Annotated in this window: 6 protein-coding genes; 1 reads left to right on the top strand and 5 read right to left on the bottom strand. The window is 60.6% G+C overall.

The features are described 5' to 3' along the window. The first annotated feature begins 320 nt into the window (after nucleotides 1-320). Entirely contained in the window at nucleotides 321-755 is a 435-nt protein-coding gene (locus CRD18_RS01925; protein ID WP_070866548.1) for an OsmC family protein, read from the top strand. A 121-nt stretch (nucleotides 756-876) separates the two neighbouring features. Here the strand turns inward: CRD18_RS01925 and holA are convergent, their stop codons facing one another. The 5 genes from holA to CRD18_RS01900 all read right to left on the bottom strand — a co-directional run bounded on the left by holA (nucleotide 877) and on the right by CRD18_RS01900 (nucleotide 6,895). Further along, a complete protein-coding gene (gene holA, locus CRD18_RS01920) occupies nucleotides 877-1,866 on the bottom strand; it encodes a DNA polymerase III subunit delta (protein ID WP_242458657.1) in 990 nt (329 codons plus the stop codon). A 65-nt stretch (nucleotides 1,867-1,931) separates the two neighbouring features. Beyond that, on the bottom strand, nucleotides 1,932-3,932 hold the full coding sequence (locus CRD18_RS01915; protein WP_187406474.1) for a ComEC/Rec2 family competence protein: 2,001 nt from the start codon (nucleotides 3,930-3,932) through the stop codon (nucleotides 1,932-1,934). After that, complete coding sequence (locus tag CRD18_RS01910) at nucleotides 3,916-4,710, bottom strand: ComEA family DNA-binding protein (protein ID WP_242458656.1); 795 nt, start codon at nucleotides 4,708-4,710, stop codon at nucleotides 3,916-3,918. Before CRD18_RS01910 ends, CRD18_RS01915 begins: the two co-directional genes overlap by 17 nt. Nucleotides 4,711-4,836: 126 nt before the next feature. Then, nucleotides 4,837-6,198, bottom strand: a complete 1,362-nt coding sequence (locus CRD18_RS01905; RefSeq protein WP_187406473.1) for a DegV family protein — start codon at nucleotides 6,196-6,198, stop codon at nucleotides 4,837-4,839. After that, complete coding sequence (locus CRD18_RS01900; protein WP_187406472.1) at nucleotides 6,188-6,895, bottom strand: histidine phosphatase family protein; 708 nt, start codon at nucleotides 6,893-6,895, stop codon at nucleotides 6,188-6,190. Before CRD18_RS01900 ends, CRD18_RS01905 begins: the two co-directional genes overlap by 11 nt. Between the last annotated feature and the right edge of the window lies 1 nt (nucleotide 6,896).

Here is a 6,896-nt window from a genome sequence, read left to right as displayed (position 1 = left end):
ACTTTACCGATGTCACCGACCAAGAGGTCGCCCAGGCCGAAGCATTGCTGAATAACCGGCCGCGAGTCGTGCTCGACGGGTTAACTCCTCGGGAGGTAATCTCTGGTGTTATCCATGATGCAATGACCGCCTGACCCTACCGCCTGAAAAATGGCTTGAAAGTGCTATAAACTTACACAGTTTCACATTTGCAGCCCGTTGGGCTGGCCGTGGACCCCGCCTCCCACACTGTTGGTTGTTGATTTCCATCGCTTCGGTTCCAGCACACCAACCTGCGGCCAGCACATGCGGACAGCACAATTTCTACAGGAAGGAAACTCATGCCGAAGACAACTTTCACGACCGTTGCGCACGCCCCTACCAACCTCGAAACCACGGTGACCTCTCGCGACATGAGCTTCACCCTGGACGAGCCGACTGACCTCGGGGGAACCAACAAGGGCATGAACCCGGTCGAGGCGCTGCTCGGCTCCCTCGGTGCCTGCAAGTGCATCGTCGTCCGCTCATTCGCCGCTGCCCAGGGCATCAAGCTCAACGATGTCAAGGTCGAGTGCTCTGGTGTGCTCGATCCAGATGGTTTCATGGGGAAGAACCCGGAGGCGAAGATTGGTTTCTCCGAGATTCACACCCGCTTCCACATTGATGCCGACAACACGAGGGAAGAACTAGTTGCATTCCTCGACTTTGTCGAATCCCACTGCCCAGTCCAGGACACGCTGTCCAACCCGGCTACATCTTCCTTCGAGCTTGCATAGCTGAAAATCATCGACGCTAGCGAAACAGCCTGCTGAGCAGGACGGCCACACAATCACCGTGTTCTTCGCGGTGTTTCGCCTGTCACCACAGAACTGAAGCTCCCACGGGGACCCGAACTATTTAACGCCGATGGGACGAATGCGCCAGCTCCGCGATACGAAGCACCGACTGTTCCAGCGATAACTCCGGTGTCGACGAGGCTCCCTTCGTGTCCGCATCCAGCTGTGCCGCGACAACCACAGCGCGAGCAACCGCAGGGGTTGACCAGGCAGAGGCCAACCGCTGAGTTTTCTCCAACTTCCACGGCGGCATGCCATAGCGGTGGGCATCTCTACGCGCATTGACACCACGCGCGCCGTGGAGCCGAGCTACATCACCGACCATTCCCGTGATTGCAGCCGACAGCAGTGCCGGTGCCATGCCCAGCTGCAAAGCCCGGCGCATCTTGGCCAACGCTTCCCCACCGCGACCGCGCAGCGCGAGCTCGGCAATCTCAAAGCCCGAGACCTCCGCTGACGCGCCGTAGTAGGTGCGCACTGCCTCCGAAGTGACCTTGCCCGCGGTGTCCGCACAGAGCTGGGAAATGGCAGTGGCCAACTCGCGGAGGTCCGAACCGACCGCATCCAGGACGGTATCAATGACATCGCGACGCACCTTAACCCCGTGTGAGGCGAACTCTTCGCCAACGAAACCGGGCAAGTCGTTTCTCTTGAGCGGTTGTGCTTCGAAAAAGCGGACGCCTAGCTTACGCAGGTCAGCCACCATCTTCTTCTGACGTCCCTCACCGGTGTGAAGGAGAATCAACGTGATGCCCGGCGCGGGATCTTTAACAGAATCCATCAACAGTTTGGCGGGTTCTTTACCCGCATCCTGGCAGTCGGTGACAACCACAATGCGGTCATCCCCAAACAACGAGGGGCTGAAGAGCTCCACGGCATCGACAGTGGTCATGTCCCCTGCGCGGATGGTGGTCACAGGCACCGAGCGTCCGCCCGGATCGGACTCCGTTGCTGCCTGCGCGCGGACGGCAGCGACAATGGCGAGACGGGCGCGGTCTTTCAGCAGCTCCTCTTTGCCCACAATCAAATTCACGGGTGCGACGGCGCTCAATCCCGACCTCTTTTCCGCGTTGATTCCTGCGACTGTTATTTCTAGCCTACGGGACAGCCCGGATTTCACCTCCCTCGCCAGACGTCACCATTTGAATAGAGAGCTTGTGGCCCATCTCGCTGCGGACACACCACAGGAATGTGCTCCGGGGTCATTACGATTTCTCGCACGCGCGGACCACACTCGCGGGCGACAAACCACTGCGGTGAGCTACGTATTTGGAGAACTCTGCCGCTCACGGCCTCAGCGATATACGAAGGGGACTCCACCACCACGGTTCCTGTCGTGGGATTATCAACGGCTGGATCGAGCCCCTGGGTATGCCATGTCATTTCCTCGGTGATTCTGAGGGCAATTCGGCACTGCCGGCTGAGCGAGGTTGGTGCAGAGCTGCTGTCCGGATCTCGCGCAGAGCGGTCTACAGAAGCGCCATAGCTGACGGGCCCTTCGACAGCGCCCGCGTGAATGAGAACAATCTGGTTTTTCTCAGCACAGGCGGCAAGCTTCCACCCCTGTGGGGCACGCGCAATGTCGAGGCCGAACACCCAAATAACGGCGTAGCTACAGGCGGCCAGGACAACTGCAAAGCCACCAGCGCGAAGCGCAAGACGGGGCCGCGCCCAGAGCGTCGTCAAGCATGTGATTGTAAGCGTGCAGGAGACGACCAACGTGACCGTTCCAGTGGCGGGCGTGACGATGTCTGCAGTAAGGCGTGCGACTTGATAGATCCACCACGCGCATGGTGCAGCACACCAGAGCAGAGCGTTGACCAGCCAATTGAGATGCAATGCGGCGGCAACGGCAGCGAGCGAACCGGCGATAGTAACGGGTGCGACGGCGGGCGCGGCGAGCAGATTCGCCAACAGTGAGATATGGCTGATTTCGCCGATGAGAAGCGCCAATACGGGCATGGTGACCACGTGTGCGGCAATCGATACGGCGATGGCGCGGACTACTGGGGCAGGCCAAGTCCCCATAACGGTGGTGGCGGACAGACGTCTGGCAAGGGGCTCGGCAAGAAGGACTAGCCCGGCGGTGGCCGCGACCGAGAGGGCGAAACCCACTGATACCGATAGGTCTGGTGCCAGGAGAATCAACCCAATAATGCCAGCCGATAGCGCCGCGATCGCTTGGCCAGCTCGTCCTACGAGAATAGCCAACAGCCCAATGCAGCCGGTGACCACTGCGCGTAGCACTGAGGGTTCTGTGCCCACGATTGCTACAAACCCATACAGGGCAACCGCGGCGACTGCGACTCGCACTCGCGGCCCAGCCCAGGAGAAGACCGCCACGACAGCCCCGACAACAAGTGCAACGTTGGCTCCAGAGACGGCCGACAGATGCGAAAGTCCGGAGGCGGTCATCATGTCGCCGTCGGTGAGGCTAAAGCCACGCTCATCGCCGATGGCCATGGCGGGAATGAGGCGGTCGGGGCCAAAGGGGAGATTCTGCGCCGAGTCAAAGAGCTGCTGCCTCACGTCAGCGGCAAGCCCCTGTGGTGGCGCAATGACCTCAACATCTCCGCGTAGGTTCAGCTGGATTCCGCTGATGCAGGGTTTGTTGGCCGCACGTATACCGGCTGTGGATTCAACTACGGTGTCTCTCGTGACCGACAACAGTGACTCGTCGCCAAAAACCGTCACCTGCCCAGGAAGGCCCTCGATGCGTGCCTTCGCACTGGCCCCGAACTCGGTTGCTTTCGGCTCCGTGACCAGGCGCAACTGCACTTTCGCCATCCTGCCAATGTCGTGATGGAGCTCGTGGGCTCGGGCTCGCGCTATGCGGATTCGCATGGCTACCGCAACGCTGGCCACCGACACAGCTGGCACCAGGATAGTGGCGATCGCTCGCCAGCCGGATGTCACCGCGCCTCTTCCCCATCGCCACGACCAACGCTGCCACGCCCACGGCAACACCACCGCAGTCACGATTGCGCACGGTGCCACAACTATCGCCCATTCTGGGCGCATGATCACTGCCACCGCAGTCGCCCACGCCAACACCGCTGCTGGCACTAGCCGCACATCGAGCCCAGCACGAGCGCGCAGGTCAGACGGTGGCGACATCGCGCAGAGCCTCTACCTTCGCCGGGCCGATTCCCGGAACCTCCTCAAGTGCGTCGATACTCGCAAAAGGCCCGTTCTTTTCTCGAAAGTCGATGATTTTGGTCGCCGTTGCGGGTCCGATTCCGGGCAATTCCTCCAACTGAGTAGCAGTAGCGGTGTTGATGTTGATCTGTCCGTCCGAGCCGCCCGGGCCAGCCCCGCCTGCAGCACCGGCGCCAGAACCACCAGAAACATCGGTGCCAGAACCGCCAGAAACATCGGCCCCGCCCTCCGCCGTCCCTGCTGGCAGCGCCTCTGCCCCGACCACAATCTGTTGACCATCAACCAACGGCGCCGCCAGGTTCACACTGGCAGGATTAGCCTCCGGCAAAAGCCCACCCGCACGCTCAATTGCCTCCACCACCCGCGCGCCCGCTGGCACCTCCACCACGCCTGGATTCACGACCAACCCCACTACCGACACAATCAACGGCCCCGCCTGTGCCTGAGCGTTAGTCTCCTTCCCCGCACCGCCCGGCGTCTCCGCTGAGGTTTCGGTCGTCTCCGGTGTCGTCCCCGCGACAGCCGCGTCCCGCACCGCAGGCATCTCTACCTGCGGCGACGACGGCCATACCACCGCCGCAATTGCTCCCAGGGCCAACACCGCAATCACAATGCACGCAGCCATTGCCACCCGCGGCGTCACCACCGCCCGGCGCACGGAAAAGTCCACCGCCATGCGCTTGTCTTGATCAATCGGTTCCAAGTAGTCCGCCAGCCGATTCCGCAAATTCGTCACGATGCGCACACTAGCGCCCCGCCCCACACCGCACTCCCGCGAAAGCACCTGTCGAAGCGTCATCTGTGGATAAAAAATGACCTGTGGAGGTTATCCACAGGCCACATCATCTGCTCAGTTCAGCCGCTATATCTTCGTCTCATCGCCGTCATCATCACGCTTGTCGCTTGACGACGACTCCTGCGATTTCTCCCCTTCGTTGCCAAATACAGCTCCCTCGGGATCGGACTTATCGCGCAGCGCCAAATCAGAGATAGCCTTCGCCAGGCGCTCAGCTTTATCCAGGGCTGCTTGGCGGTTCTCACTCCACGTTGGCAATTTAGAAACAGCCGTGGTGAAAAGCGGAATTCCCTGTTCATTAGTCACGACTGTGCGATGGATACGCTTATTGCGGTTGCGACTAGCAGCCGGATTCTCAACTACTTTCACCGCGGCCTGATCGGTGATTGGTTCATCCGAGTCAGTGGCGTGAGCGGTTTCAGCTGAACCAACGGAGCCATCCGCCCTTTCCATGTCAGCACAGTCACCGGAATTGCCTATGTTCCCGGAATCATCTTCCACTGCGTCGGTAACCTCAGCTTCAACAGTAGCCGCGTCACTCTCCTCCACCCTGTGGAGCAGCGCAGTTACTCCCATCTCTGCTTCAAAATCCATGGCATCCGAATCAATCGAGCCACCGGAAACCATGCCAACTGCATAGGCTCCCTGCCCGACATGAGCAGCAAGCGACTCCGGCAAATCCAGGATTCTAAACCGGGTATCGTCGGGTAGCTCTTCGGCAAGCATGGCCTGGAGCTCGTGGACGTCGTCAAGCGCGTCGGAATGATGCAGCAATACTGCAGGCGGACGGTTCGCCGATGACGCAGACCGCACCATCTTCGTGGCAAAATCCACCATCCGCTGCTTGACCTTCGCTTCTGTGCGGCACTTGGCGACGAGTGCCAGTGAGCCATCTTTAATGCCGACGATGGGCTTGATAGCGAGAGCCGTAGAGAGCATCGCTTGGCCCGCGGAGATGCGACCACCACGGCGCAGCGAATCAAGCTTTGGTACAAACAACCAGAGTCGATAGCGCTGCAGCACATCACGGGCTACATCAGCAACCTCATCACGACTAGCCCCGGCTCTTGCGGCCTTGGCTGCAGCGATGGCAGCGGCACCGACTCCAGCTCCTACGGTATCGGTGTCGATAACGGTCACGCGGTCGAGCGCACCGGCAGCCGTGACGGCGTTAGACCAGGTCGCGGACATTCCCTTACCAAGATGCAGGGCAACAACGCCAGCGTCAGAGCCGTCCTGGTTGGAGCGTTCCAGCGCACGCGCATATGCGGCGCACAGCTTCAGCGGACTGACTGCCGACGTGGTGACGGCGTCTTCATTGATGTCATGGCCGATGGGAACCACGGTGATATCGAGCTTGCGGGCAACCTCGGGCATCAGGCACGCAGTGTCATCGACAACAATGCGAACGCGACCGTCACCGGGCATGGCGGCCTCCTGAAGAATCAGAAACCTGCGATTCCCGCGCGCGAACCTTCGCATTAAAAGCATTCAGGTACCAAGAGGTCTCACCATTGACGCGCGTGCGTTGCTCCATGTCAACCCACGCAGTGTTGCCCAGGCCGTTAAACGTGCTGAAATAGTCGCGCGGCAGCTGCAGCAGGGCTGCGGTAGCGGCAGCAATGGCACCACCGTGGGACACGAGCACAAAGGTGTCCGACTCCCAATCGGGGTTAGCTGCTAGCTCAGCAATGACTGCCAGCATTCGGTTGGAGACCTCAAAGCGGGTCTCGCCGCCCTTGGGTGCCCAGTTGAGGTTATGACGCCAGTGGTCACGCATACCGGGAAACGCGGAGTCAATCTCGTCGTAGGTGCGCTCTTGCCATTCACCGAGGTCGGTCTCACGCAGGCGCTTATCAAAACTCAACTCTGCGCCGGTGGCCTCAGCTAGCGCGCGGGCGGTGTCAGCTGCCCGGGTCAGGTCGGAGGACACGATTTTTGTGATTCGCGGTTCAGCCTCCGCCAGGTACTGCGCCGCAGTACGGGCTTGCTCGCGGCCAACGTCGGAAAGCTGCGTGTCCAGCTGTCCCTGAATGCGGCCGGTAGCGTTATACGACGTCTGCCCGTGCCGCAGCATAATCAGGCGACGTCGAGCGGCAACATGTGCCTCGCGTGAGCCCGCCACA

This window comes from Corynebacterium sp. LK31, assembly GCF_014335015.1.
In the GTDB taxonomy this organism is placed as follows: domain Bacteria; phylum Actinomycetota; class Actinomycetes; order Mycobacteriales; family Mycobacteriaceae; genus Corynebacterium; species Corynebacterium jeikeium_D.
This window is presented reverse-complemented; position numbering and strand designations above follow the sequence as displayed.